Origin of the sequence: Anaeromyxobacter sp. SG64 (assembly GCF_022690745.1) — a bacterium.
Lineage (GTDB): Bacteria > Myxococcota > Myxococcia > Myxococcales > Anaeromyxobacteraceae > Anaeromyxobacter > Anaeromyxobacter soli.
This window is the reverse complement of the sequence record NZ_JALCZB010000018.1, coordinates 50,689-77,332: the sequence shown is the minus strand read 5'-3', so window position 1 is coordinate 77,332 and position 26,644 is coordinate 50,689. Positions and strand designations below refer to the sequence as shown.

20 protein-coding genes are annotated in these 26,644 nt (G+C 69.9%); 11 read left to right on the top strand and 9 right to left on the bottom strand.

The features are described from left to right. The first annotated feature begins 212 nt into the window (after positions 1 to 212). From MNZ29_RS08140 to MNZ29_RS08130, 3 genes are all read left to right on the top strand, one after another. Positions 213 to 2,651 carry a sodium-translocating pyrophosphatase gene (locus tag MNZ29_RS08140; RefSeq protein WP_242335651.1) on the top strand — a complete coding sequence of 813 codons (2,439 nt, stop codon included), beginning with the start codon at positions 213 to 215 and terminating at the stop codon, positions 2,649 to 2,651. Between the two features lies 1 nt (position 2,652). Then, positions 2,653 to 3,348 carry an LON peptidase substrate-binding domain-containing protein gene (locus tag MNZ29_RS08135; RefSeq protein ID WP_242335648.1) on the top strand — a complete coding sequence of 232 codons (696 nt, stop codon included), beginning with the start codon at positions 2,653 to 2,655 and terminating at the stop codon, positions 3,346 to 3,348. Between the two features lie 209 nt (positions 3,349 to 3,557). Continuing rightward, positions 3,558 to 4,952, top strand: a complete 1,395-nt coding sequence (locus tag MNZ29_RS08130) for a hypothetical protein (RefSeq protein ID WP_242354768.1) — start codon at positions 3,558 to 3,560, stop codon at positions 4,950 to 4,952. On the opposite strand, the gene MNZ29_RS08125 is transcribed toward MNZ29_RS08130, so the two are convergent. Next, complete coding sequence (locus MNZ29_RS08125; RefSeq protein ID WP_242335665.1) at positions 4,949 to 6,256, bottom strand: UDP-glucose/GDP-mannose dehydrogenase family protein; 1,308 nt, start codon at positions 6,254 to 6,256, stop codon at positions 4,949 to 4,951. The two genes, MNZ29_RS08130 and MNZ29_RS08125, sit on opposite strands and share 4 nt — an antisense overlap. Before the next feature lie 1,484 nt (positions 6,257 to 7,740). Next, positions 7,741 to 8,664, bottom strand: coding sequence for a nucleotidyltransferase family protein (locus MNZ29_RS08120; RefSeq protein WP_242335642.1), 924 nt, complete (start codon positions 8,662 to 8,664; stop codon positions 7,741 to 7,743). Between the two features lie 118 nt (positions 8,665 to 8,782). Here MNZ29_RS08120 and MNZ29_RS08115 point away from each other — a divergent pair, with 118 nt between their 5' ends. Then, complete coding sequence (locus MNZ29_RS08115) at positions 8,783 to 10,039, top strand: hypothetical protein (RefSeq protein ID WP_242335639.1); 1,257 nt, start codon at positions 8,783 to 8,785, stop codon at positions 10,037 to 10,039. A gap of 56 nt (positions 10,040 to 10,095) precedes the next feature. Here MNZ29_RS08115 and MNZ29_RS08110 read toward each other — a convergent pair whose 3' ends face one another. The 4 genes from MNZ29_RS08110 to MNZ29_RS08095 all read right to left on the bottom strand — a co-directional run bounded on the left by MNZ29_RS08110 (position 10,096) and on the right by MNZ29_RS08095 (position 14,858). Then, the gene (locus tag MNZ29_RS08110; protein ID WP_242335637.1) at positions 10,096 to 11,655 is read right to left on the bottom strand and encodes a glycosyltransferase; all 1,560 of its coding nucleotides are present in this window, start codon (positions 11,653 to 11,655) and stop codon (positions 10,096 to 10,098) included. Between the two features lie 73 nt (positions 11,656 to 11,728). Continuing rightward, on the bottom strand, positions 11,729 to 13,354 hold the full coding sequence (locus MNZ29_RS08105) for a capsule assembly Wzi family protein (protein ID WP_242335634.1): 1,626 nt from the start codon (positions 13,352 to 13,354) through the stop codon (positions 11,729 to 11,731). A 52-nt stretch (positions 13,355 to 13,406) separates the two neighbouring features. Beyond that, on the bottom strand, positions 13,407 to 14,189 hold the full coding sequence (locus MNZ29_RS08100; RefSeq protein WP_242335631.1) for a glycosyltransferase family 25 protein: 783 nt from the start codon (positions 14,187 to 14,189) through the stop codon (positions 13,407 to 13,409). Between the two features lie 15 nt (positions 14,190 to 14,204). Further along, on the bottom strand, positions 14,205 to 14,858 hold the full coding sequence (locus tag MNZ29_RS08095) for a hypothetical protein (RefSeq protein WP_242335628.1): 654 nt from the start codon (positions 14,856 to 14,858) through the stop codon (positions 14,205 to 14,207). Between the two features lie 225 nt (positions 14,859 to 15,083). Here MNZ29_RS08095 and MNZ29_RS08090 point away from each other — a divergent pair, with 225 nt between their 5' ends. From MNZ29_RS08090 to MNZ29_RS08065, 6 genes are all read left to right on the top strand, one after another. Continuing rightward, positions 15,084 to 15,860, top strand: a complete 777-nt coding sequence (locus MNZ29_RS08090) for a hypothetical protein (protein WP_242335625.1) — start codon at positions 15,084 to 15,086, stop codon at positions 15,858 to 15,860. A 22-nt stretch (positions 15,861 to 15,882) separates the two neighbouring features. Next, on the top strand, positions 15,883 to 16,821 hold the full coding sequence (locus tag MNZ29_RS08085; RefSeq protein ID WP_242335622.1) for a glycoside hydrolase family 16 protein: 939 nt from the start codon (positions 15,883 to 15,885) through the stop codon (positions 16,819 to 16,821). 255 nt (positions 16,822 to 17,076) lie between these two features. Next, positions 17,077 to 17,964 (top strand): glucose-1-phosphate thymidylyltransferase RfbA, encoded by an 888-nt coding sequence (rfbA, locus tag MNZ29_RS08080; protein WP_242354766.1) that lies wholly within the window; start codon positions 17,077 to 17,079, stop codon positions 17,962 to 17,964. Continuing rightward, positions 17,964 to 18,512, top strand: coding sequence for a dTDP-4-dehydrorhamnose 3,5-epimerase (gene rfbC / locus MNZ29_RS08075; RefSeq protein WP_242354764.1), 549 nt, complete (start codon positions 17,964 to 17,966; stop codon positions 18,510 to 18,512). The genes rfbA and rfbC overlap by 1 nt, the downstream gene beginning before the upstream one ends. A gap of 15 nt (positions 18,513 to 18,527) precedes the next feature. Next, positions 18,528 to 19,538, top strand: a complete 1,011-nt coding sequence (gene rfbB, locus MNZ29_RS08070) for a dTDP-glucose 4,6-dehydratase (protein ID WP_242354762.1) — start codon at positions 18,528 to 18,530, stop codon at positions 19,536 to 19,538. Beyond that, positions 19,538 to 20,443 (top strand): SDR family oxidoreductase, encoded by a 906-nt coding sequence (locus MNZ29_RS08065; RefSeq protein ID WP_242354760.1) that lies wholly within the window; start codon positions 19,538 to 19,540, stop codon positions 20,441 to 20,443. Before rfbB ends, MNZ29_RS08065 begins: the two co-directional genes overlap by 1 nt. 12 nt (positions 20,444 to 20,455) lie before the next feature. Here the strand turns inward: MNZ29_RS08065 and gmd are convergent, their stop codons facing one another. The 3 genes from gmd to MNZ29_RS08050 all read right to left on the bottom strand — a co-directional run bounded on the left by gmd (position 20,456) and on the right by MNZ29_RS08050 (position 24,278). After that, positions 20,456 to 21,478 (bottom strand): GDP-mannose 4,6-dehydratase, encoded by a 1,023-nt coding sequence (gene gmd / locus MNZ29_RS08060; RefSeq protein WP_308197051.1) that lies wholly within the window; start codon positions 21,476 to 21,478, stop codon positions 20,456 to 20,458. Between the two features lie 57 nt (positions 21,479 to 21,535). Then, complete coding sequence (locus tag MNZ29_RS08055) at positions 21,536 to 22,477, bottom strand: GDP-L-fucose synthase (protein ID WP_242354756.1); 942 nt, start codon at positions 22,475 to 22,477, stop codon at positions 21,536 to 21,538. 247 nt (positions 22,478 to 22,724) lie between these two features. After that, positions 22,725 to 24,278: a glycerophosphodiester phosphodiesterase gene (locus MNZ29_RS08050; protein ID WP_242354753.1), complete on the bottom strand. Its 1,554-nt coding sequence runs from the start codon at positions 24,276 to 24,278 to the stop codon at positions 22,725 to 22,727. Positions 24,279 to 24,672: 394 nt separating this feature from the next. Between MNZ29_RS08050 and MNZ29_RS24905 the strand changes: the two genes are divergently transcribed. After that, on the top strand, positions 24,673 to 26,511 hold the full coding sequence (locus MNZ29_RS24905; protein ID WP_242354751.1) for a polysaccharide deacetylase family protein: 1,839 nt from the start codon (positions 24,673 to 24,675) through the stop codon (positions 26,509 to 26,511). Positions 26,512 to 26,644: the final 133 nt, after the last annotated feature.

Sequence of the window (26,644 nt, the reverse complement as noted above, 5' to 3'; positions counted from 1 at the left end):
CGCGCTCGCCCCCGCCTCCGGCGCGGGGCGCCGGCCGCGGCGCGGCTGATCGGCGCGCCGCGCGGCGGCCGCGGGCGCCCTCGACGCCCGAACATCCCCGAACGCTTGCCAAAAAGCGCAACGGGCCGGTACTATCCGGGCTCCGCCGCGGCGTTCCGTCGCGCAACCAACGGATATTCCAAGAAATATCCGAAGATTCGGATTCCCGGACCATGAACATCTCCCACCTGCTTTCACGCCTCGCCGTCGCCGCAGCGCCGCACCACGGCGGGGGCGAGGCGAACCTCGTCCTGCCGGACCTCGGGTCCGAGACCTTCCTCGGCGGTGTGACGGGGCACTCGCTCCTCCTCGTCGGCCTCCTCGTCTGCGCGCTCGGCCTCGTCTTCGGCCTCGTCGTCGCCCGGCAGCTCAAGGCGCTGCCCGTGCACCGCTCGATGCGGGAGATCTCCGAGCTCATCTACGAGACCGCGAAGACCTACCTCGGCACGCAGGGCAAGTTCATCGCGATCCTGTGGGCCTTCATCGCGGTGATCATCGTCGCGTACTTCGGCTTCCTCACCACCGGCCCCGAGGGGCAGCAGGGGATGGGGCTTGGCCGGGTGGCGATCATCCTCCTGTTCTCGCTCGTCGGCATCATCGGCTCGACCGGCGTCGCCTGGTTCGGCATCCGCGTGAACACCTACGCGAACAGCCGCGCCGCGTTCGCCTCGCTGGGCGGCAAGCCGTTCCCGACCTACGCCATCCCGCTCAAGGCCGGCATGTCGATCGGCACGATGCTCATCAGCGTCGAGCTGCTCATCATGCTGTTCATCCTCCTCTTCATCCCGCGCGACCTCGCCGGCCCCTGCTTCATCGGCTTCGCGATCGGCGAGTCGCTCGGCGCGTCCGCGCTCCGCATCGCCGGCGGCATCTTCACGAAGATCGCCGACATCGGCTCGGATCTGATGAAGATCGTCTTCAAGATCAAGGAAGACGACGCGCGCAACCCCGGCGTCATCGCCGACTGCACCGGCGACAACGCGGGTGACTCGGTCGGCCCCTCCGCGGACGGCTTCGAGACCTACGGCGTGACGGGCGTCGCGCTCATCACCTTCATCCTGCTCGCCATCTCCAACCCGGCCGTGCAGGTGAAGCTGCTCGTCTGGATCTTCGCGATGCGCATCATGATGGTCATCGCGTCGGTCGTGTCCTACTGGATCAACGAGGCCGTCGCGAAGGGCCGCTACGCCGCCGCGACCGTGATGAACTTCGAGGCGCCGCTCACCGCGCTCGTGTGGCTCACCTCGGTCGTCTCGGTGGTCCTCACGTACGTCGTCTCGTACCTGCTCATCGCCGACCTCGGCGACGGCACGATGTGGTGGAAGCTCTCGACGATCATCACCTGCGGCACGCTCGCCGGCGCGATCATCCCCGAGATCGTGAAGGTCTTCACCTCCACCTCCTCCGGCCACGTGAGGGAGGTCGTCACGGCCTCCCGCGAGGGCGGCGCGTCCCTGAACGTCCTCGCCGGCCTCACGGCGGGTAACTTCTCCGCGTTCTGGATGGGCCTCGTCATCACCGCCCTCATGGCGGCCGGCTGGGGCGTCTCCACGCTCGGCCTCTCGGACCTCATGATGGCCCCGGCGGTGTTCGCCTTCGGCCTCATCGCCTTCGGCTTCCTCGGCATGGGCCCGGTGACCATCGCGGTCGACTCCTACGGCCCGGTCACCGACAACGCGCAGTCCGTCTACGAGCTCTCGCTCATCGAGAACGTCCCGAACGTCCACGCCGAGGTGAAGAAGGAGTTCGGGTTCGAGCCGAACTTCGACAAGGCGAAGCACTTCCTCGAGGAGAACGACGGCGCCGGCAACACCTTCAAGGCGACCGCCAAGCCGGTGCTCATCGGCACGGCCGTCGTCGGCGCGACGACGATGATCTTCTCGATCATCGTGGCGCTCACGAGCGGCCTCACCGCCAACCTCGAGAAGCTCTCCATCCTGAACCCGCTCTTCCTGCTCGGGCTCATCATGGGCGGCTCGGTGATCTACTGGTTCACCGGCGCGTCCACGCAGGCCGTCTCCACCGGCGCCTACCGCGCGGTCGAGTTCATCAAGGCCAACATCAAGCTCGAGGGCGTCGAGAAGGCCTCCGTCGAGGACTCGAAGAAGGTCGTCGAGATCTGCACGGTCTACGCGCAGAAGGGCATGTTCAACATCTTCCTCGTCGTGTTCTTCGCGACGCTGTCCTTCTCGTTCGTCGACGAGTTCTTCTTCATCGGCTACCTCATCTCGATCGCGATCTTCGGCCTGTTCCAGGCGATCTTCATGGCGAACGCCGGCGGCGCCTGGGACAACGCGAAGAAGGTCGTCGAGGTGGAGCTCAAGGCGAAGGGCACCGCGCTGCACGACGCGTGCGTGGTCGGCGACACCGTCGGCGACCCGTTCAAGGACACCTCGTCCGTCGCGATGAACCCCATCATCAAGTTCACGACGCTCTTCGGCCTCCTCGCCGTCGAGCTCGCGATCAAGATGGAGCTCGGGACGCGCGTCACCCTCGCGGCCGTCTTCCTCGCCGTCGCGCTGTTCTTCGTCTACCGCTCGTTCTACGGGATGCGCATCCAGGTGGGCATGAAGGCGGCGGGCGAGACCTCGGCGAGCCCGGCGGCCCATTAACATGTGCGCGGAGCGCATCGCTCCGCAGGGCAAGTGGGCGGCGCTCGCGAGCGCGTGCGCCGCCCTCAAGGTGTTCCCGCTCCACGGCGTGGCCGTCCTCCCCGGGACGCCCACGCCGTTTCACGTCTTCGAGCCCCGCTACAAGGCGCTCGTGAAGGACGCGCTGGCCGGGGATCGCGTGGTCGCGATCCCCGCGCTCTACACCAAGGCCGACGCGCAGCGGCTCCGCCCGCGCCTCAAGCCCATCTGCGGGGCCGGCATCATCGAGGCCGAGCAGGAGTACCCCGACGGCCGCTACGACATCCTCGTGCGCGGCCTCGCCCGCGTGCGGCTCGTCGAGGAGCACGTCACCGAGAAGGCGTACCGGGAGTGGAAGGCGGAGATCCTCGAGGAGATCTGGCCGCAGGGAGGCGCCGCCGCGCTCGCGCCGGAGCTCGAGGCGCTCCGCCAGCTCGTCTACGAGCTCTCGACGCGGCTCCCGGCCGAGTCCGGCGCGCCGCAGCTCGCCGAGGCGGTCGCGCAGATGAGCGATCCCTCCGCGATCGTGGACCTCGTGGGCGCCGCGGTGGTCTCCGACCCCGAGTCGCGCCAGAAGGTGCTCGAGGAGCTCGCGGTCGCGCGGCGGCTCGAGTACGTACTCGAGGAGGTCGCCGGCGTCGTGCTGGTGCTCTCGAAGGGGAAGAACCCGCGGGTGTGAGCGGGCCCGGCTGGCCGCGGCTTCTCGTGGATGCCGCACGGAGCGCGAAGTAGGATGCGCAGCGCCGTCCGGAATCCGCTCGGCGATGCACGGAGCTCCCGCTGACCGCCCGTCTGTTCCTGGAGGTTGCCATCTCCTGTCCGCAGCCCACGATGCGAGCGCCGAGCGCTGTTCCGGGGACCGCCGAGCGCTCCGCGGCAAGACGCCTCGTGCCATGGCTCACGCTCGCCGCGGCTGCGGCGATCCTGCTCTGGCCCGCTGTCCTGAACGGCTACCCCCTCGTGTACGACGACACGGGGACGTACATCTTGTCGGGCTTCCACCCCGAGGTGCCGGTCGACCGTCCCGTGACGTACGGGCTCTTCCTGCGCGTCGCGAGCGCCGGCTCTCAACCCTGGCTCGTGGTCGTGGCGCAGGCCCTCCTCCTCGCCTGGGCGCTCCAGCGCGCGTTCTCGCTCGCGACAGGCCGCTCCTCGCCGGGGGCCGCCGTCGCGCTGGCCTTAGCAGGGGCCTGCCTGGGCGGAGCGGGCATCGCCGCGAGCGAGCTCATGCCGGACGTCTTCACGGCGCTCGTGATCGTGTCGATGGCGGCGGTGCTCGGCCTCGAGCTGAGCCGGCGGGATCTCGTCGCCTTCGGAGCGCTGCTGTGGCTCGCGCTCGTCGTCCATCTGTCGCACCTGAACCTGGCAGTGGCCCTGCTGTTGCTCGCGGGGGGCTGGAATCTCGCCGCGCGCCGGGCCCGCTTCCGCTTTGCGCCGCGCCGCCTCGCCCTCATCGCCGTCATCACCGTGTCCGCCTGGCTCACCATTCCGACGACGCACGCGCTCATGGGCGGCGGGTTCACGCTGGCGCGCGGCGGGACGGTGTTCCTCGTCGGCCGCATGGCGGCCAACGGGATCCTCGCCGACGTCCTGGGAGCGCGCTGCGCCGAGGCCCGGTGGCGGCTGTGCGCGTATCAGGACCGGCTCCCCATGACGACCGACGAGTTCGCCTGGTCCCCCTCGAGCCCGCTCTACCTCACGGGCGGGTGGACCGACGAGAACTTCGCAGAGTTTCGCGACATCCTCCGGGCGAGTGTCCGCACTCGCAGTGGACTCGCAAGGCACGTCCGCGAGGCCGCCTCCGCCTCCGCGCAGCAGCTCTTGCTCGTGTCTCCGACGCGCTGGATCCGGCCCCTCGCGGACCCCTCGTTCTACGCGGTGGCCGAGACCCGCCGCTGGCTGCCGCGAGCCTTTCCCGCGTACATGCGAGCGGCGCAGCAGCGCGGAGCGCTGCACCTGCGCTGGCTCGACGAGGTGCAGTGGGTGGCGCTCGCGCTGGCCGCGTCGGCGCTGGGAGTCGCGGGCGCCTCGCGGGCCGCGCGTTCGGCCGCCGCCCGCGCCTGGCCGTTCGCTGCGCTGCTCGTCGCCGGCACGGTCTCGAACGCCGTCGTGTGCGCGTCGCTCTCGAACCCGCAGGACCGGTACCAGTACCGGGTCGTCTATCTGCTGCTGATCGCGGCGATGACGGTATGGGGCGCGATCGCCGCCCGCGCTCGGACCGTGGAGCGCGTCGCCGCGGGAGCGGTCGGCGCGGCCCGCACGGACCCGGGGGCGCGGGGCTAGCTGACGTTCCGCCCCACCCCGTAGTACGTGAACCCCGCCGCCCGCACCTTCGCGGCGTCCCACACGTTCCGGCCGTCGAGGAGCACCGGCTGGCGCAGGAGCGTCTTCAGGCGGGCGAGGTCGGGCTGGCGGAACTCGTTCCACTCGGTGACGAGCATGAGCGCGTCGGCGCCCTCCGCCGCCGCGTAGGGCTCGTCGGCGAGCACGACGCCGCGGCCGTCGAAGAGCCGCTCCGCCACCTCGGCGGCGACCGGATCGTGGGCGCGCACCCGGGCGCCCGCGCCGAGGAGCCCCTCCACCACCGAGATCGCCGGCGCCTCGCGCATGTCGTCGGTCTTGGGCTTGAAGGCGAGCCCCCACACCGCGATGGTCTTCCCGGCGAGCGAGCCGAAGTGCTTCGTGGCCTTCTCCACGAGCCAGCGCTTCTGGCGCTCGTTCACGCGCTCCACCGAGCGGAGCAGGTCGAAGTCGAGGCCCACGTGGCGGGCCATGGTCATGACGGCGCGCACGTCCTTCGGGAAGCAGGAGCCGCCGAACCCCACGCCGGGGAAGAGGAACGGGTGGCCGATGCGGCGATCGGAGCCGATGCCGCGCCGCACCTGATCCACGTCGGCGCCGAGCCGCTCGCACAGCGCGGCCATCTCGTTCATGAAGGAGATGCGCGTCGCCAGCATGGCGTTCGCGGCGTACTTGGTGAGCTCCGCGGAGCGCAGGTCCATGAACAGCACCGGCTGCTCGGCACGGACGAACGGAGCGTACAGCTCGGCCATCACCGCGCGCCCGCGCTCGGAGGCGACGCCCACGACCACGCGGTCGGGCCGCATGAAGTCCTCGACGGCGGCCCCCTCCTTGAGGAACTCGGGGTTCGAGACCACGTCGAACGGGTGCTGCGCGACGCGGCGCAGGGCCTCGGCGACCTTCTCCGCGCTGCCGACCGGGACGGTGCTCTTGTCCACCACCACGCACGGGCGGGTGAGGTGGCGGCCGATGTCCTCGGCCGCGGCGAGCACGTACTGGAGGTCCGCCTCTCCGTTCTCGCCGGGCGGAGTGCCCACCGCGATGAACGCGACCTCCGCGCCCCCGATGGCCTCGGCGTAGGAGGTCGTGAAGGTGAGCCGCCGCTCCTTCACGTTGCGGCGGACGAGCTCCTCGAGGCCGGGCTCGTAGATCGGGATGCCGCCGGCGCGCAGCGTCTCGATCTTGCGCGCGTCCACGTCGAGGCAGACGACGGTGTGGCCGGTCTCGGCGAAGCAGGTGCCGGTGACGAGGCCGACGTAGCCCGTGCCGACGACAGCGATCCGCATGTGTGCTCCCCCAGGAAAAAGCGCCCGGAGGGTAGCACGGAGCGGCCGGCTCAACGAGCGGCGGTGCGAGCGTGCGCCGGTGCGGCGCCGCCCGCCTCCAGGGGTCCCCGGCGCAGCGCGTGCGCCGCGGCGGCGGCGAGCCAGGCCGCGGCGAGCGAGAGCGCGAGCACGTTGGCGTAGTTCCCCACGAGCACGTGCTTCTGCGTCTCGACGAGCCCATCGGCGAGTGAGACCGGGTACTGCAGGATGCCGAAGAGCGCGAGGAGCCCCGCCGCGCGCGCCGCGCCGGAGCTCCGCGCTGCTGCGGAGGAGCGGCGACGCGGCCGCGAAGAGCGCGAGCGCGAGCACGGCCCGGCCGAGCCGGTGGAAGACGCCGGTCCAGAAGCGGAACGGGGGCAGCTCGGCGAAGGACGCGAGGCCCGGCGCGCGCTTCGAGAGGTAGGCGAGGTCCACATCGGCGCCCTTCGCCACCGCGCGGGCGACGAGCGCGGCGGTGGCGCGCGGGTGTGTCGCGAGGAGCCCTGCGGCGGCGGCGAGCGAGCCGGGCGCGCGCTCGAGGCAGGCCGGCCCCTGGGGCCGCACGAAGGCCCGCACGCCGATGCAGTCGCGAACGACGGGCGCCCCGCGCACGCGCACCTCGGCGAGCTCCGCGTCGGAGAGCGGGAGGAGCGCGCCGTAGTAGAGCGCCTGGTAAGCGTTGAGCCGCGTCGTGGCGCGGTTCACGAGGGGTGGGACGAGGGCGACGGCCTGCGCGAGGAGGAGAACCGCGACCGCCAGCGCGCGAGCGGCCGCCGTCCGCGCGCCGAGCGCGTCCCACAGGAAGGGCGCGGCGAGGAGCGGCAGGTAGAAGAAGGCGGGCTTCGCCGCCCCCACGAGCGCGGCCACCGCGAGCGCGGCGAGCGCGACCCAGCGCGATCGCGCCCGCGCCGCGCGCCACGTGAGGAGCGCGAGGAGCGGCAGGAATACGATCGCGACCTGGTCCTCGAAGGCGCTGTTCAGGAACGCGACGAAGCTCGTCTCGAGCGCGGCGAGGCTGAGCAGGAGGGCGAGCACCACCCCCGCGGCGGGCGCCTCGGCGGCCGCGGCCGCGACGAGCGCGACGACGCCCGCGACGAGCAGCACTCGCAGCGGCAGGGAGCCGACGACGAACGAGTACTCGCGGTCGCGCGTGACGAGCCCGTCGAGGGCCACCTGCGCCGCGAGGATGGGCTTGTAGGACGAGGCCGTCATGCCCGGGTGGAGCCGCGGCGCGTCCGGGGCGAGCTCCCAGCGGTCGTGCCACTCGCCGAGGATGCGGCGCTCGCGCTCGGGGGTGTCGTAAGGCGGCCAGTTCGTCGCGAACCCGACCGGCTTCTCCAGGAGGAAGTAGGTCGAGCGATCGAAGTCGCCGTTGTCCGCGAGCCCGGTGCCGAGGTGGAGGAGCGAGAGCGCTGCGAGGGCGGCCGCGTAGGCCCCCACGCCGACGCGTCTCGCGCGCTCCGGGGTCACGGCGCGACCACGAGCCTCGCCGCGGCGTCCACGCCGCGCAGGTGGCGGAGCTGGGCCGGGTCCTTCGCCGCCTCGACCACCCGCTCGACCGCGAGCCGCTCGGCGATGCCGAGCGCCGGGCGCACCCGCGCCGCCGCGTCCGCGATCTCGGGGTAGAAGTGCGCGGCGAGCAGGCTCGAGCCGAAGAGCGCCCGCGATAGCCGCAGGTCCGCGGCGCGGGCGTGCAGGTACCGGAGGTCGAGCTCGAGGCGGAGCAGCTCGCGCACGTCCACGTAGGTGATGAGCGGCGCGAAGAGCCCCAGGCCCGCCTGCTCCGCGACGGTCCCGAGGAGCGCGTCCTCGGCCGATGGCCGGGCGGCCCCGGGGCCGAACGCCCGGTGCGGCCGGCCGCGCTCGAAGAGCGGCCCCTCCGCCGGGCCGCCGGGCCACAGGGCGTCCTGCACGGCGATGGTGATGCGCTCGTCGGCGAGCACGGCCGTGCGGCCCTCGTGCTCGGTGCGCTCCACGTGGAGCGCAGGCACCCGGGAGACGAGCTGCTCGCGGTCGGCGGGTCGCATCGCGATGCGCACCTCGCCGACCGGGCGGAACGCCATGTGCGGGTAGAGCCAGTCCACGTAGGCGGCTGCGTCGAGCAGCACGACCGGCAGCTCCGGCGCCTCGCGCAGCGCGTTGCGCAGGGAGACGAGCTTCAGGACGTTGTCGTTCACGACCCCCTGGTAGTTGCCGAGCAGGCGCTCGCGGAACGCCTCCGGCAGGCCTGCGCCGAGCCGCGTCGTCTCGAGCTGGTACGAGGCGAGCGGCCCGAGGCCGTGCGCCTCGAGGACGTCGCCGAGGAGCGAGAGATCCGCGTCGGGCAGCGCCCGCGGGGGCGTGAAGTCGGTGAGCGCGCGCAGGGCGTCGAGCAGGGCCACGGCCGCCATCTAACCCGTCCGGCGCGGCGCGGCAATCGGCCAATCGAGAGGCGCAGGGCCCCGCCGACGACTCGACGCGCGCGGGGCGCGTGGGCATGTCCACGTTGTGGTGACAAGGGAGGAAGGAATGATCGAGCTCGACGGAACGCTCTCCGAGCTCGCCCGCTACAAGAGCGGCAGCGAGCCCATCGTCAGCCTGTACCTCGACATCCGTTGGAAGGACGAGCAGCAGCGCGAACGCGTCCGGCTGTTCGTGCAGGAGCGAATCCGGCAGACCCTCGCGCACTACCTACCGGAGAGCCCGGGTCGCGCGGGGCTCGAGAAGAACCTGAGGCGGATCCAGGAGCAGGTGAACGGCCTGCTCGGCCAGGAGTACGAGGAGAACAAGAACGGGCTCGCGCTGTTCGCGTGCGACGCGCTCGGCCTGTGGCAGCCGCACTTCTTCCGGCGGTCGTTCGAGAACGCGCTCACCACCGACGCCATCCCGCACCTCACCCAGCTCGCGCGGCTCCAGGACGACGTCGCGCCGGCCATCGTGGTCGCGCCGAGCCAGGAGGGCGCGGACATCTACCACGTGTCCCTCGGCGACCTCGCCGTCGAGGCGAACCTGCGCGGCTTCGTCCCGCGCCGCGAGCGCGACAACTTCAACGCGGGCGGCTCCGGGCGGCCGCGGGCGCAGTACGAGCGGGAGACGAAGGAGGTCCGCCACCACGAGAACTACGTCCAGAAGAACCGGCGCGCCGCGGCGGCGGAGGTGACCGCCTTCTACGACCAGCACCGGCAGGCCTACGTCGTGCTCGTCGGCACCGCCGAGACGCTGGCCGCCTTCGAGCGCGAGCTTCCGGAGCGGCTCAAGGAGCGCATCATCGCGCGGCTCCCGCGGCCGAGGGACTGGGAGTCCGGGGACGGGATGCGGCGCGACGGCATCGTGAAGGGCGCCGTGAAGGCGCTCGCCGAGCGGGAGAAGCTGGACGAGCACGACGCCATCGAGCAGGTGGTGGCCCAGTCGCTCCGCGGCGCGCTCGGCGTGCTCGGTCCGAGCGACGTGGTCGAGGCGCTGAACCAGGGGCGCGTGCACCGGCTCGTCATCGAGGAGTGCTTCGACGGCACGGGCTGGCGCTGCGAGAACTGCCTCGCCATCGGCGCGAACGCGGAGTCGGCGGAGTCCTGCCCCTACTGCGGCGGAGAGCTCCACGCGGTGCGCGACCTCGGCGAGGCGATCGTGGCGCGCGCGCTCCTCGACGGCGCCGCCGTGGAGGTGGTCGCCCACGCGAACAAGCTCCACAGCTACCGGGGCGTGGGCGCGTTCCTCCGTCAGACCGCGCAGACCGGGCTCCGCGGCGCGAGCCCGCCCTACCCGAGCGCGCCGGGGGCGAGCCAGTAGGGAGGTCCGACACCGTCACGCGCCCCGCTCGCCCTCCGGCGCGGGCGGGGCGCGCCTCACCCCACGTCGAGCGAGGGCGGCACCGGCTCGAGCGCCTCCTGCGGGAACTGCGGCTCCGCGGCGCGCCCGGCGCGCGCCGGCTCGAGGACCGCGATAAGCGACAGGGCCGGCAGCGGCAGCACCCGGTCCACGAGCCGGAAGAGCGGCGTGAGGAGGTTCAGGGCGACGATCTGCAGGAGCCCGAAGGAGCGGCGCTTGAGGAGCTTGCCGTTGAGCCACCACGCGGCGGTGCCCACGCGGTTGAAGCGCAGCACCTCCCGCACATCGAAGCCGCTCTCGACCGCGAGCACCCGGAGCGACGCCTCGGTGTAGCGCCGCTTGTGGCCGAGCACCTCGTCGAGGGTGCCGAGCAGCTCCGGGCCCTGCGGCACGAGCACCACCGCGCGGCCGCGCTCGGAGAGCACCGCGCGGATGTTCTCGAGGGCGCCCTTGTCGTCCTCCACGTGCTCGATGACGTTGAGGCACACCACCGTGTCGAAGCCGCCCTCGAGCTTCGGGAACGAGCCGGCCGCGGTGACGTCGGTGAGGGCGACGTCGAGGTAGGGCCGGTCGGCGGTGAGGCTGCGCAGGGTCTGGAGGTAGAGCGGGTTGATGTCCGAGGCGACGTAGCGGTTGCGGGGGATGAGCCGGCGGGTGAGGTTGCCCGTGCCGCTGCCGATCTCCAGGATGCGCTGGCCGCAGAACGGGCGGATGGTGTCGGCCATCCAGGCGTTGAAGCGCGGCGCGCGCGCGAGCCGCCCGAGGATCTGTGAGCCGTGGGCGTCCTTCGCGTAGATCTCGTCGGAGAGCCAGAAGCGCAGGATGGCGAACAGCGCCTTCAGGCCGTCGCGCCAGTTGATCTTCTTGCCTTCCTGGTAGGTGCGCCCCGAGTAGCTGATGGGCACCTCGAAGATGCGCGCCTCGCGCTTCGCGAGCTTGATGGTGAGCTCGGGCTCGAGGCGGAAGTCGTTCGAGCGCAGCGGCAGCGACTTGAGGAGCTCGGTGCGGACGGCCTTGTAGCAGGTCTCCATGTCCGTCAGGTTCACGTTCGTCACCCAGTTGGTGAGGAACGTGAGGAGCCGGTTGCCGAGCTCGTGGCGGAAGAGCAGCGCGCGCCGCGCCTCGCCGCCCGCGAAGCGGGAGCCGAACACCGCGTCGGCCTGCTCGTCCACGAAGACCTTCACGATGCGGAGCAGGTCCTTCGGGTGGTACTCGAGGTCGGCGTCGTGGATCACCGAGAGCTCGCAGTCGGCTTCGGCGAGCGCGGTGCGGATGGCCGCGCCCTTGCCGCCGTTCACGACGTGCTCGAGGAACACCCACTCGATCCGTCCGGTCCGCCCGTGGCCGCGGAGCCGCACGCCCTCCGCGGCGGGCCCGTTCTCCTGCCACGCGATGCCGCGCTCCGCCGCGAACGCCGCGAGCGCGCCCGCCGTGCCGTCCTTGGAGGCGTCGTTCACCACGATGACCTGCACGCGCTCGAGGTGCGGCGAGGTCTCGAGGAGCTCGAGCCGCGCGAGCGAGGTCTGGACGAGGTGCTGCTCGTTGAAGACGGGGACGAGGACGGATAGGGACGTCATGACCGTCCGGTTCTACCAGACCCTGGCTGCCCCCGGAACGAACGGGCGGGCGGACGCCGCCGCAGGAGCGGGATCAAGGCCGGCGGCCGAGCGGCATCGCCAGCTGCACGCCGAGCCGGAGGTTCGGCTCGTTGCGGAGGAAGTCGCGGTCCCAGCGGTATGTGGCCGCGGCCTCCCAGGAGACGTCCACCGGCCCCGCGAAGTAGACCTGGCGCACCGCCGCGGTGACCTCCGTGTCGTGGGAGATCTCGCCCGGGTTGTTCGGGTCGATGACGAGCCAGAACACGGGCTCGTTCCGGCGCACGCGCTCGAGGTAGCCGCCGATGCGGCCGCGCTTGCCGAACACGTCGAGCGCCACCATCTGCGAGTCGGCCCCCGGCCCGATCCACGCGCCGAGCAGCTGGCCCTGGTACGTGTAGGAGAGGTCGTTCCCGTGGATGTAGTAGACGGGTTGCCCCCGGCTGCTGCTCACCGGGCGGAACTCCTGCAGGTCGGTGTACTCGGCGTGGAACCGCACCCAGCGCTCGCCGAGGCGCGCGACCTTCTGGAGGCCTAGCGTGTACGCCTGCGTGTGGTCCGGCTCGCGGATGAAGCCCGCCCACGAGTTCTCGTGATCTTCACGGGCCCACTCGAAGTAGATCTCGAGCCCGCTCTCGGGGAACGCCCAGCGGCCGAACGCGGAGGCGAGCTGGTTGTCGCGCGGGTTGTCCCCCTGCGGGCCGCCGTACCAGGAGCTGAGGTTCTTCTTCTCGAAGCTCTGGAAGAACGGGAACCAGTCGCGGACGCGCAGGTCGTCCCACACCTGGAGCTGAACGCGCGCGAGGCCGAGCGACAGGCGCGGCAGCCAGCGCGGGGTGTAGTCCACCACGAGCGCGGTGAGGAGCGGGTGCGTCGGCGTCGTGACGTAGCGCGTGCGGTCGAGCCGCCCCCAGAGCACCTTCGCCTCCACCGTTCCGATCCAGATGTCGGCCGGGCGCGAGGTGCCGACGAAGGCGTGGGGGAACCCGGCGGCGGCCGAGGACATCACGATGGAGTTCCGGATGCCCGGCCCGAACCAGAGGTTCTCGGTCGAGACGCCGGCGGCGACGTTCCAGACGTCGAGCCTCAGGTAGCTCTGGCCGGGCGCCCAGAAGGTCGGGGTCCCCGCCCCGAAGCGCTGGGGATAGTCGATCGTGTCGCCGTACCAGGCGTTCTGGAAGCGGAGATCGCCGGTCTTGCCGTTCGGGACGAGCGTGAAGTCCCGGTTCTGCGAGACCGCGACCTCGGGGGCGAGCGCGAAGGAGAGCGGCCCGTAGCGTCCGGCGACGCCGACCGTGGCGAACGCCGAGACGCCGCGGCCCGCCCACAGGAGGCCGTCGTTCGCGCCCTCGGGGAAGCGGGAGTTGAACGTGCCCTCGAGCCGGGCGGGGAGCGCCGTGAGGAAGCGCTCGCCGTCCGCAGGCGCGCGCGCGACGTTCCAGGGGAGCGCGACGGCGGCGCAGGTCTCTTCCAGGCGGAACCCGCCGCGCCGGATGAGCCGCGGCTCAGGCGCGACCGCGCCGACCAGCTCGCCCACGCGGGCGAGGTCGTCGGCGGGGTCCCGGAACCCGTCCACCGCGAAGGTCGCGGCCGGCTTGCAGCGCGTGTCGTCGGCCGCCGGCGCGACGGCGGGGAGCGAGAGCGCGAGGACGAAGGCGAGGGCGAGCGGTCGGGAGCGCATGGAGGCGGCGCGACTCTACGCGAACCGATCGCGCGAAGGGAGAACCCTTTCCCTACCGCTGTGCCCTCGGTGGCCCCTCGAGGATGTACGAGGTGTCGCCCCGCTGCCGGAACAGCTTCGGCTCGCTCACGTAGGCCTCGAGCTCCCCGCGCAGGACGAGCCGGCCGATGCCGGTGTCCACGTTCAGGACGACGGGCTGCTGCGAGGCGAGGAGCTTCCGGGCCGCGGAGCGGCTCAGCGCGTACGCGTGGGTGTGATCGTGGCGCCCGGCCCGGCGGAGGTTCTCCGAGTAGGGGCGCGGCAAGAGGTTCATCGCCTCGCGGGCGCTCCAGCGGATGAGGCCCAAGGCCCCGAGCGCGACGTAGGCGGCCTGGTCGAGCCGCCGCCGTGCCGTGACCACCTCGCGCCCCTTGTAGCCGAGGTAGACGAGCTCGAACGAGGGAGGGAGCTGCTCCAGGACCGCCGGGGCGAGCCCGATGGCCTCGGGGATCGGCTCGGCGTCGTCCTCGAAGACGAGCACGCGCTCGTGCCCCTCGTCGAGCATCCTCCTCCAGATGCGCGCGTGGGAGAGGACGCAGGCGATGTGACCCAGCGTGATGCTACGCCCGTACCGGTGGGCGCGCCGCGCCGCGCGATCGTCGTAGACGCCGCGCGCCTCGAGGTCGGCGAGGTCGAGCTCGAGCTTGTCCTGCCCGTACACGAGCTCGTAGCGCAGCCCGCCGAGCGAGCGCTCGATCGCCGGGTGGCGATCGGTCGCGCGCGGCAGCGTGAGGACGAAGATCCGATCGAAGTAGTCGTTCAGGGCTCGGTACGAGCGGTCGAGACCGGGATCCATGGGGACGGCGCGATGTTATCGCACTCGCCGTCCGACCGGCAGGTCCGTCCGGATGAGGAGGCCGATCGAGGGCGCCCCCCGCGATCCGCCGTCCCAGGAGAACCGGTACCAGCTCGCCCGCAGCCCGAGGCCGGTGCGGGTCCGGGGCGCCACGATCCACTCCGCGTCGAGCACCACGCCGGGCGCCGGGTCGAAGTGGAAGCGCGCATCCTCGAGGAACCCGCCGCCGCGCATGCGCGGCCACAGCAGCACCGAGGCGCCTGCCCCGAGCCGAAACGGCCCCGCGTAGGCGAGCTCCATGAGGTCCACCGGCACCGTCGTGAAGAGCGCGTCCCCGTTCGACGCGCGGAGCATGTCGAGCTTGAAGCCGGCGGCGAGCCGGGTCGCGAGGCGGCCCTGCGAGAGCGGGAGGAAGCTCCAGCCGAGCGCGAAGGCGAAGCCGTCGTTGAGGTGCATCGTCGTGCGGGTATCGTCCGGGTACTGGATCGCGACCAGCCGCTCGAAGCCGAAGTCGCTGTGGAGCTCGAGCACGAAGCCGTGGTCGCTCGCGCGGGCCCGTTCGGGCGCGCGAACCGCCGGCGCGGCCTCGACCTCGGGGGTGGACCTCGGCACCCCCGGCGAGCCGAAAGGCTCCTGCCCGGCCGCGGCCTGCGCCGCGAGGAGCAACACGAAAGGTAAAGTTCGCAAGCGCGGTCCCAGCGCTCCAACGTCGAGCGTGCGAGCGCCGGGAGCAAGCCCGCGGACGGAGGTCCACGCGAGGCCACGGCGCATCCCCCGAGGGCGCGCCACGGCCAAACGAGCGTGCGCCTCTCCACTCGTGGCGAAGATCGGAGCGCCCCGCCGTGCCGCGGGCGCGCCCATTGCCGTCCGCCGGCCCACCGCTAGCTTCCGGAAGTGAGCTCGCGCTACGCCATCGTCGCGCTGGCGGTCGCCGTCGGCGCCGCTCCGCCGGAGGCGCGCGCGAGCGACGACGGCCTCGGCGAGCCGCCTCGAACGGTGGTCCCCGAGATGACGAGCGGCCCGGTGCAGGTGCTCCCGCCGGTGCTTCCCGGCCAGCACCTCAGCGGCACGGCGTTCCTCGGCTACCGCGGCATCGACCGGCAGACCACCGGCGCGACCGTGACGGCCGCCCCCGGGTGGAAGTCGTTCGTGCGCCTGGGCGCGGAGCTCACGCCGCGTTCCCGCGATGGCGAAGTGCGGTTCCTGTGGGGGCTCGGGTTCGAGGACTGGCGGGACAACTCCTTCTTCCTGCACGTGCACGACTGGGGGCCGGTGCGCCCCGACGACTCGTTCACGCTCAAGGACGCCGAGGCGAGCCTCGGCTACAAGCTCCCGAGCCTGTGCGGGGGGCCGTTCTGCATCGCGCCGAGCGCGTTCGCCACCCTGCCGTTCCGCGGCGGCCCGTACCTCGGCGCGCGCACCACCTTCCTCGTGGCGCGGACCTGGTTCGCCACCGGCGGGCTCGGCTGGACCATCCCGGGCGCGCTGGAGGGCACGGCGACGCCGCCCGAGTGGCGCGTGTCGTTCGCGCTCGGACGCTGGGACTGGCGGCCGGGGGGGCTCTTCCTCACGTACCGGGACGAGATGCAGCTCGACCGCCTCCGCACCTGGGACACCACGGAGCGGAAGGGCAACGGCGTCGTCGCGGCGGGCGTCAACTGGTCGTACTAGGGCGGCTCGGCGGGGGGAGACCATGCGCCACGAGATCCGGATCTTCGTCGCAGCCGCGCTCGCGCTCTCCGCGTGCGGGCTCCTCGAGCCGGAGGGGCCGCCGGCGAGGACGGCGGGGGAGCTCCCTGGAGGGTCGACGCCGGACGTGCCGATCCCGCGGCCGCAGGACCCGAGCACCCCGCAGGATCCGAGCGCTCCCGGCGATCCCGTGCCGGAGGCACCGTTCGCCGGCTACACGCTCGCCTGGCGGGACGAGTTCTCCGGGTCCGCGGTCGATTCCGGCAAGTGGACCGTGAACAGTGGAAGGTGGAAGGGCGGCGTGAGAGGCCCCGAGGCGCTCGACGTGAGCGGCGGCATCCTCACGTTCATCACCTTCACCGACGACGCGGGCGTGCACCACGCCGGCCACATGAGCACGCACGGCAAGTTCCAGGCGCGCTACGGCTACTACGAGACGCGCGCCCGCTTCGGCGACAGCTACGGCCAGTGGTGCTCGTTCTTCGTCTGGCCGGTGACCTACGGGAACCCCATCGGCGACCCGGGCAGCGCCGGCGTCGAGGTGGATATCTACGAGCACCGCGAGATCGACGGCAGCGGGTGGCGGATGCCCAACTACGTCCAGGTCGGCATCAACTGGGACGGCTTCGGGAGCGAGTGGAAGAAGAGCAACCGCACCGTCGCGCATCCCGATGGCGCGCCGCTCAAGGGCGAGTGGCACGACTATTCGGTGCTGTGGACCTCCGAGGGCTACACCTTCTACATCGACGAGAAGCCGGTCTTCCGCACGAGCGCGGCGGTGTCGAACATCGCGCAGGATCTGTATCTCACCTGCGAGGTGCTGGATCACAGCTGGGCAGGCGACGTCCCGGCGGGCGGCTACGGCTCGCGCGAGACGAGCACCACCAGGATGGAGATCGACTGGGTCCGGGTGTGGGTGCCGAGCGACGAGGCTGCGCGCTGACGCCGCGGCCGCCGGCGTCGCCACGCTGCCCCGCGGCGCGAGACGGCGCCAGCCTGCCGTGAGCGGAAGCGGACTCCTGCCGCGCTTGCGCCGGCCGCGCGGAGCGTCGTAGAAGATCGCGGACTCGCGGTCTTGGCCGGCGGACGGGCGTTCGAGCGCCTCGACGCTGCAAGCTGCAGGCGGGCCGCGGCTCCGACGGTTTCATCCTCGCGACGACGCGGGGCTGCTCCAACGCTCGGAGACGCGGCGGATCCCATGACGACCAGGCGCAAGGGCATCATCCTCGCTGGCGGCGCCGGAACCCGGCTCTATCCGGCCACGCTGTCCGTCTCGAAGCAGCTGTTGCCCGTCTACGACAAGCCGATGATCTACTACCCGCTCACGGCGCTGATGCTCGCCGGGATCCGGGAGGTGCTCGTCATCTCGACGCCGCAGGACACGCCGCGGTTCGCGGAGCTCCTCGGCGACGGCGGCGCCTGGGGCATGCACTTCGAGTACAAGGTCCAGCCGAGCCCGGACGGCCTCGCGCAGGCGTTCATCCTCGGAGCGGACTTCGTGCGGGGTGGCCCGTCGGCGCTCGTGCTCGGCGACAACATCTTCTACGGCCACGAGCTGCAGCAGGTGCTGCGGACCGCGGACGAGCGGCGCGATGGGGCGACCGTCTTCGCCTACGCGGTGACCGACCCGGAGCGCTACGGCGTCGTGGAGTTCGACGAGAGGCGCCGGGCCGTCAGCATCGAGGAGAAGCCGGCGCGGCCGAAGTCGCGCTACGCGGTCACGGGCCTCTACTTCTACGACGAGGAGGTCGTCGAGAAGGCGCGCACCGTGCGACCCTCCGCGCGCGGCGAGCTGGAGATCACCGACCTCAACCGCCTGTACCTCGACGAGGGCAGGCTCGCGGTCGAGATCATGGGCCGCGGCTACGCCTGGCTCGACACCGGCACGCACGACTCGCTCCTCGAGGCGGGGCAGTTCATCGCCACCATCGAGAAGCGCCAGGGGCTCAAGGTCGCCTGCCCGGAGGAGGTCGCCTGGCGGCAGGGCTGGATCGACGACGCCCGGCTCGAGCGATGCGCCGCGGCCCTGGGCAAGTCGAGCTACGGCCAGTACGTCCGCGCGCTCGTCGGGACGCGGGTCTTCTGATGAACGTCCGTCCCACCCGCATCGCGGACGTGCTGGTCCTCGAGCCGAAGGTGTTCGGGGACGCGCGGGGCTTCTTCTTCGAGAGCTTCAACCGAAAGGCGTTCGACACCGCGGTCGGGCGGGCCGTCGAGTTCGTGCAGGACAACCACAGCCTGTCGGCGCGGAACGTCCTGCGCGGCCTCCACTACCAGCTCCCGCGCCCGCAGGGGAAGCTCGTGCGCGTGGTCCGCGGCGAGGTGCTCGACGTGGCGGTGGACCTCCGCCGCGGCTCGCCGACCTGCGGCAAGTGGGTGGGCGAGGTGCTCTCCGCGGAGAACAAGCGGCAGCTCTGGATCCCGGAGGGCTTCGCGCACGGGTTCCTGGTGCGCTCCACGGAGGCGGAGTTCCTCTACAAGACCACCGACTACTGGCACCCGGAGCACGAGCGCTGCATCCGCTGGGACGATCCGGGCCTCGCCATCGACTGGCAGACCGGCGGCGACTCGCCCGTCGTCTCCGCGAAGGACGCGGCCGGGCTGCGCCTCGCCGATGCGCCGCTGTTCGACTGAGCTGGAGAATCAAGAATGAACGTCCTCCTCACCGGCGGCTCGGGCTTCATCGGCTCGAACCTGGTGCGCCTCCTCCTCGCCGAGCGGTCCGAGTGGCGCATCGTCAACCTCGACAAGCTCACCTACGCCGGGAACGCCGAGAACCTCGCCGACCTCGAGGGGAACCCGCGCTACCGCTTCGTGCGCGGCGACATCTGCAACGGCGAGCTCATCGCCGACGTCTTCCGGACCGAGAAGATCGAAGCGGTGTTGCACCTCGCGGCCGAGAGCCACGTCGATCGCTCGATCCTCTCCCCGTCCGTCTTCATCGAGACGAACGTGCGCGGCACCCAGGTGCTGCTCGAGGCGGCGCGCGAGCTCGGGGTGAAGCGCTTCGTCCACGTCTCCACCGACGAGGTGTACGGCTCGCTCGGGCCGACCGGCCTCTTCACCGAGAAGACGCCCCTCGATCCGTCCTCGCCGTACTCCGCCTCGAAGGCCTCGAGCGACCTCCTCGCGCTCGCCTACGCGCACACGTTCAAGCTGCCGGTGGTCGTCACGCGGTGCTCGAACAACTACGGGCCCTACCAGTTCCCCGAGAAGCTCATCCCGCTCATGATCGCGAACGCGCTCCGCGACCTGCCCCTGCCCGTGTACGGCGACGGCATGAACGTGCGCGACTGGATCCACGTCGAGGACCACTGTCGCGGCCTCCTCGCCGCGCTGGAGCAGGGCGAGAGCGGGCAGGTCTACAACTTCGGGGCGTCGAGCGAGCGCCACAACATCGACATCGTGAAGCAGGTGCTCCGCCTCGTCGGCAAGCCCGAGTCGCTCATCAGGTACGTGACGGATCGGCCCGGCCATGACCGCCGCTACGCCATCGACTCCACCAAGGCGCGGACCCAGCTCGGCTGGGCGCCGCGGCACGCGTTCGAGGACGCGCTCGCCGCGACCGTGCGCTGGTACGTGGAGCGCCGGCCGTGGTGGGAGCGGATCATCTCCGGCGAGTACCTGAAGTACTACGAGAAGCAGTACGGAGGCCGGTAGTGCGCGTCGCGGTCACCGGGGCGAACGGGCTGCTCGGCGGCGAGGCCGTGGCAGCCCTCGCTGCGAGCGGCGGCCCCGAGGTGCTCGCCATCGGCCGCGGGCCCTGCCGCCTGCCGCCGGGCGCGTACCGCTGGGCCGAGGCCGACCTCGGCGACGGCGCCTCGGTCGAGCGGGTTCTCCGCGAGTTCGGCGCCGAGGCGGTGCTTCACGCGGGGGCCGCGACCGACGTGGACGCCTGCGAGCGCGACCCGGAGCTCGCCTGGCGCGTGAACGTCGGGGGCAGCGAGCAGGTGGCCCGCGCCTGCCGCGCCCTGGGCGCGCGGCTCGTGGCGGTCTCGACCGACTACGTCTTCGACGGCACCGCCGGCCCGTACTCCGAGGACGACGTGCCGAACCCGCGCGGCGTCTACGCGCGCACGAAGCGCTGCGGCGAGGAGGCGGCGCTCGTGCTCGTGCCGGACTGCGCCGTTGCGCGCGTCGCGGTCGTGTACAGCGGTCGGCCGGGGGCGAAGGCCACCTTTGCGACACAGGTGGTGGAGAAGCTCTCCCGCGGGGAGAAGGTCCACGCGTTCTCGGACCAGCTCGTCTCCACCACGCTCGCCGCGAACGGGTCGGCGATGTGCCTCGAGCTGCTGCTCGAGACGACCTACCGGGGCGTCCTGCACACGAGCGACGCCACCGTGCTCGATCGGGTGGAGTTCGCGCGGCGGGTGGCGAGCGAGTTCGGCCTCTCGGGCGAGATCGTCCCGGTGAGGACTGCAGACGTGAAGCTGCTCGCCCCGCGGCCCTTGCGCGGGGGCCTGCGCACGGAGCGCGCGGCGGCGCTGCTCCGGACGAAGCCCCTCATGATCGACGAGGCGCTGCGGCGCTTCCACGAGGAGTGGCGGCGGCGCGGCTTGGCCTGAGCGGCCCTCCCGCTACCCGTGTCTCGACACCGCCGGCCCGGCTCCCGCGCGCTGCTCGCGCGCGGCGAGCTCCAGGTCCGACACCATCATGAGCCGGACGAGCTCCTTGAAGGTCGTCCGGGGCTTCCAGCCGAGGTTCTTCTCGGCCTTGGAGGCGTCGGCGAGTAGGAAGTCCACCTCGGTGGGTCGGTGGTAGCGCGGGTCGATCTCGACGAACTCGCGGTAGTCGAGGCCCACGTGCCCGAACGCCTCCTCGCAGAGCTCGCGAACCGAGTGCGACTCGCCTGTGCCGATGACGTAGTCGTCGCCCTCAGGCCGCTGGAGCATGAGCCACATCGCCTCGACGTAGTCCTTGGCGTATCCCCAGTCGCGGCGGGCCTCGAGGTTGCCGAGATAGAGTTTCTTCTGAAGGCCGAGCTTGATGCGCGACGCGGCTCGCGTCACCTTGCGGGTGACGAACGTCTCGCCGCGGCGCTCCGACTCGTGGTTGAAGAGGATGCCGTTCGAGACCGGGATCTTGTATGCCTCGCGATAGTTCACGCCGATCCAGTAGGCGTACACCTTGGCGCAGCCGTACGGGCTACGCGGGTAGAACGGCGTCTTCTCGTTCTGCGGCGGCGGCGAGGCGCCGAACATCTCCGACGATGACGCCTGGTAGACACGCGTGTCGTTCAGGCCCAGCTCGCGGATCGACTCCAGCAGCCGCACCGCCCCGAGCCCGGTCACCTCGCCCGTGTACTCGGGCACGTCGAACGAGACCTTCACGTGGCTCTGCGCGCCGAGGTTGTAGATCTCGTCAGGGCGAAGCTTCTTGAGCAGCAGGTTCAGCGACGACGAGTCGTTGAGATCACCGTAGTGCAGGAAGAGCCGACAGTCCGGGGTGTGCGGGTCCTGGTAGATGTGGTCGATCCGCGTCGTGTTGAACGACGACGATCGGCGGATGATCCCGTGGACCTCGTATCCCTTGTCGAGGAGCAGCTCCGCGAGATAGCTGCCGTCCTGCCCGGTGATGCCGGTGATGAGCGCCTTCTTCACTGCCATTGCCCCCATTGACTTAGAACCGCGCGTGCAGAGCCTGTCGAAGCACCAACGTCACGACAGGTTCTTCTCGTACCATTCCACCGTCTCGCGCAACCCGTCCTCGAACGGAATGCGAGCCTTCCACCCGAACTCCCGCTCCGCCCGAGAGGTGTCGAGCATCCGCCGCGGCTGACCGTCGGGCTTCGACGTATCCCACACGATCTCGCCATCGAAGCGGCACAGGCGGGCGACCAGGGGCACGAGGTCCCGGATCTTGATCTCGAACCCTGCGCCCAGATTCACCGGGTCGCTCTTGTCGTACTTCTCAGCAGCCTCGACGATCCCCTCGGCGGCGTCCCGGACGTGGAGGAACTCGCGCGAGGCTCCGCCGGTTCCCCACACGACGATCTGCTTGTCTCCGCGCTCCCGCGCCTCGACACACTTCCGGACGAGCGCCGGGATGACGTGCGAGGTGTGGAGATCGAAGTTGTCGCGCGGGCCGTAGAGGTTGACCGGGAACAAGACCGAGGAGTTGAACCCGTACTGTTGCCGATAAGCCTGGCTCTGTACGAGCAGCATCTTCTTCGCGAGCCCGTACGGTGCGTTCGTCTCCTCCGGATAGCCGTTCCAGATGTCGTCTTCCTTGAACGGCACCGGGCAGAACTTGGGGTAGGCGCAGATGGTGCCGAGGGCGACGAGCTTCCGGAGGCCGACCTGACGTCCCACCTCGATGAGCTGAACGCCCATCATGAGGTTGTCGTAGAAGAACTTCCCCGGGTTGTCCCGGTTCGCCCCGATGCCGCCCACCCGCGCCGCGAGGTGGATGACGAGCGTCGGCTTCGCGTCCGCGTAGAGCCGCTGCACGTCCGGCATCTGGACGAGGTCGTAGTCGTTCGAACGGGGGATGAAGATCTCCCTCGTTCCCCGTCGGCGGAGCTCCTCGACCACGACGCTGCCGAGGAAGCCGGCGCCACCAGTGACGAGGACGCGCTCCGTGGACCAATCGTGTCGCATAGGGCGCGGAGAGTAGAAGCTGAGAGGCCGTCCGTCAACGCCGCGCGGCGGCGATACGGCCGGAATCACTCGCCTTGTTTCGCGAAGCCGACGATCTTGCGGCTGACTCGATCATCGGACCGGACAGCCTCCTTACGCACGCTCGCTTGGGACGACGTATCACGCACGCACGAGGGAATCGCCCCCCATCCATGGCAGCGGCGCCCCGTGCGTTGCAGAGGCGCGCCGGATGAACGCACCGACTACCTCAGTACGTCAGAGTGGTATCGCCGATGGCGGGAATGAGCCCCCAGCCGATGGCTCCCATGAAGCCACCTCGGGACTGGTCCACGTTTGTGACGGTCAGTGACTGATTCGTGTCGGTGCGCCTGACCGTGATCTCCGTCGGTGTGACGTCGAAGCGGAGTGGGATGGCTTGGTCCGCCGCGATGGAGCTCCAGACGCTCGTCTTTAGGATCGAGTAGGAGCCCGCGGCGACGCGCACCAACTCAACGGTTCCATTGAGTCGGTGCGTGAAGTAATACCCATTGGATGTTGCAGACCCGACGATGGACGTATCGTTGTCTGTACTCCAAGCGAAGCGGAAGCCGACGAACCGCGTTTGGTCCTCCCCTGCTGCGATGATCTTGAGAGTCGTTGTGATGGTTTGAGTCGCTGGACTATCAGCAGAACGGAGTGGCACACCCAGGAGGCTCGTGCTCGACTCAGTGAACGCGTCATAACTGAAGGTGACGAATCCATTCTTGACCGTCCGTGACGCATTAGAGGCGGTGGAGTAGGACGGCCACCCGGAACCAGCCAGTGTGTCGGGCACGTGGGCCGTCGTCACGCCGGTGGGCGTCCGCCGGTTCGCAAACGCCATGACGTATTGAGGATCGTCGGCGATGATGCCATCCACACCCATTCCGAGCATCCGCTCAGCATCCACCACGGAACCGACGGGCCAGACGAACACCTTCAACCCCGCGGCGTGCAGAGCTGCGACGTATTGCGCAGAAACAGACGCGAAATGCACCGCGACGGCCCACACTCCCATGTTCGCAGCTGTTGAAGCAGAGATCAGCTCACTTTGCGTCAGGATAGTACGTATCGATGGGTCAGTCCTCCTGACTGTCGCCAGGTCAGCGTCGTTGAAGGAGGTCACCGCTACGGATGGCTGCAGACCGTACTTGACGATGAGGTTCGCCATGGCAACTGCCGTCGTGTAGAAGCCGGGACGTCCAGTGACACTCTGCCGGGGCCCCGACTTCACCTCTGCGAGCAGAAGGGTCGTCGGTCCGTAGCAACTCAGGACGTCTTCGAACGACGGGATGGGCTGTGGTGAGAATACCTCAGGGTAATAGACCTGTGACGCATCGAGTTGCCGCAACTCGTCCGCGGAGTAGGTCCAGGCATCTCGGTTCGTGGTCACACCCGTAGTCCGGTCCGGGGTGGCATCGTGAAGAATCATCGGTACGCCGTCGCAGCTGATCGTCACATCGGTTTCGATCGGAATTCCGATCGACGCCGCATAATCGAACGCAGCACGGGTGTTCTCAGGGGCGGCGACGTTCGTCGACCCGCGATGTCCGACGATCCAGGGGGTCGGCTCAGAGGACCAGTTCCGCGCGTTGATGGCAGCAAATCCCGGCCCCAGCTCCTGCGCGACAGATGAGGTGAGCGCCTGAGGCGGCGCGCCACAGGCCGGTGGGGCGGGTTCCGAGGGCTGACACATGGGCCATGGCTCGACCGAGCGAATCGCTCTAGGATCGCAGGAGAAGAGCAGAAGGCTGCACGCCAGGGTGATGAGCGTCATCCGCATGGATCGCTCTTCGAAGCTAAGCGCCACGGCGCTGGCGACCGCACGGCCGAGGCCGGAGGCACGCGGGGCCGCGGCCAAGCGAGTTCCGGATCTCTCGCGCCGGTCGGTGCAGGGCCCAAATCGGGACAGCCGCAGAGCTTGAAGGAACGCTCGAGAGTGGGCTTTTTTTTCCATCGTTGAATGCGCTCGCTACGATGCAGGACCGCGGAACGAATTTCTCGTACACACGAATGCGCCGAGCGCGCATTTGCTCACGAACCGGGGGGGTTCGTTGACTACTATCAAGAACTTGGCCACAGCTCTCCTCGCGAGCGTGGTGACCATACTCGTCTCAGGGTGCTCCGGCGAGACATCGAACGGGCTTGTACGACTTCCGGGCACGATCGACGTTCGAGTGGATACGGCCACGGGGGTCGATGTCGAATACGTCGACGTGGCCGCCGCGCCTGCTCGAGCATCCTTTCGCCTGCAGCGCAACCCTGAGGACGGCTCGTTCTTCGGGGTTCTCCAACTTCCTGCGGGGCAGCAAACGCTCACGGCGACAGCGTACGGACTCGACGATGCGGTCGTCGCATCGGGCACGATCACGACGACTGTGGTGGCAGGGCGGACTTCGATCGTACGTCTCACGCTCTACACGGAGGTGCCGCCCGCACCAGACCATGGGCCGATCATCACTTCGCTCATGGTCCCAAAGACTGCGGTGCTGGTTGGAGAACAACTGGCGTTGTCGGCAACTGGGATCGATCCCGACGGAGACCCCGTCTCCTGGCTATGGGAATCGAGTTGCCCGGAACGGCTGCTCACGCCGACCGAACCGAGCACGCTTTGGTCAGCGATACAACCCGGCACCTGTATCTTCAATGTCACGCTGACCTCGAACGGGTTGAGCGACTCGGTGACCTTCAGTATCGAGAGCGTGGTGGGCGACGGAACGGCTGACGTGACCGTGGCCGTGCTTCGCCCGTCCGTTGTTACGGGCATTCGTCTCGAGACGGACCCCGTTTGCGATGTCGCCCGGAGCGCACTGGACGCCACGTGCCGCGCGAAGGCTGCCCCTGGCCAGCGAGTTTCGGGTCAGGTGGAGATCGCCCTCGGTGGCTCGTCACACCCTTCCTGGATCGAGGTCTTCGATGATTGCGGCGGCTCCACAGAAACGAGCTCGCTCTCGGTGAGCGGAACGGTTGGGACTGAGAACTTCACGTGGACCGCGCCGCAGCTCAGCGGAGTGGTGTGCCTCCTGACGGGGCGAATCGTGGACGCCACCGCGGATCAGATGGCGGTGTCGGTGCTCGTGGACACCCCAACCGTCTCGGAAACTTTCGCGATGGATGACGTTCGGATTGCGTCGTATCGCGATGGAAAGCGAGCTGCAGCATCATACACGTGGGATGATGGCACGGCCTCCAGCTTTGCAATCGCAGCGCTTTTTGAGTCTTTGGGAATGCGCGCGTCCTTCTACATCATCCCAGGCGCAATCACCGACGCGACGTGGGCCAGATGGAGAGACGTTCTCGCCCGCGGGCACGAAGTCGGAAATCATTCCATGACTCACATCAATCTCGGCAATACAAGTTCCGAGGAGACGATTTCTTACGAGATCGAGGGCGCGCAGCGCCTCATCGAGGAAAAGCTCGGAGCTAAGCCAGATGTCTTTGTTTTCCCCTACAGCAGCTACAACGCGCTCTCCGCCGAAATCGCGCTGAGATCTCATCTAGCAACCCGGAACGCGGGGCCATTTGTCGCGGGTTACGGGTACAGGGTTTTGCCTGTAGACAGCGGCTCGACGACGGCTGCGGTCAATGCTGCGCTCGCCGATGCAATCACTGCGGGTGCGTGGTTCGTCACAGCAGGACACGGGATGGATGGAAACGGATTCCAACCCGTTACGTCGCAGTTATTGTCGGAGCACCTTGCATTCGTCGCGGAGAGGCAGTCGCAGGTATGGGTCGATACATTCCGGAATGTTGCGCTGTATAGGATCGCTAGGGAGCGCCTCAATGTTCGCATCGCTGCAATCTCCGCTCGCGCGGCTGCTCTGTGGCTAGACGGGATGCTCGACGCGCCTCTTGGGGCGATACCGCTGACCGTGGAGCTGCCGTTTCTCCGCATTCCGGGCGCCATCCGGGTGCGAGACGCGCTCGGTCGCGAACTGCCGTTCGTAGTGGCGAATGGAGTATTGCGGATGGAACTGCGACAGGGCGAGGAGGTCCTGGTCGAGATTGAGGATTAGCTCTACGACCTAGCGTGCCCGTGCTAGCGGTGTGCGATGCCGCGGCTGTGCGCTCCCGTCGCAAGTCGTTCCAGCCATGGTGGCGGTGGTTCGGGAGTTCCGCACCGCACCCAGTGCCCATGCCTGCTTCGGC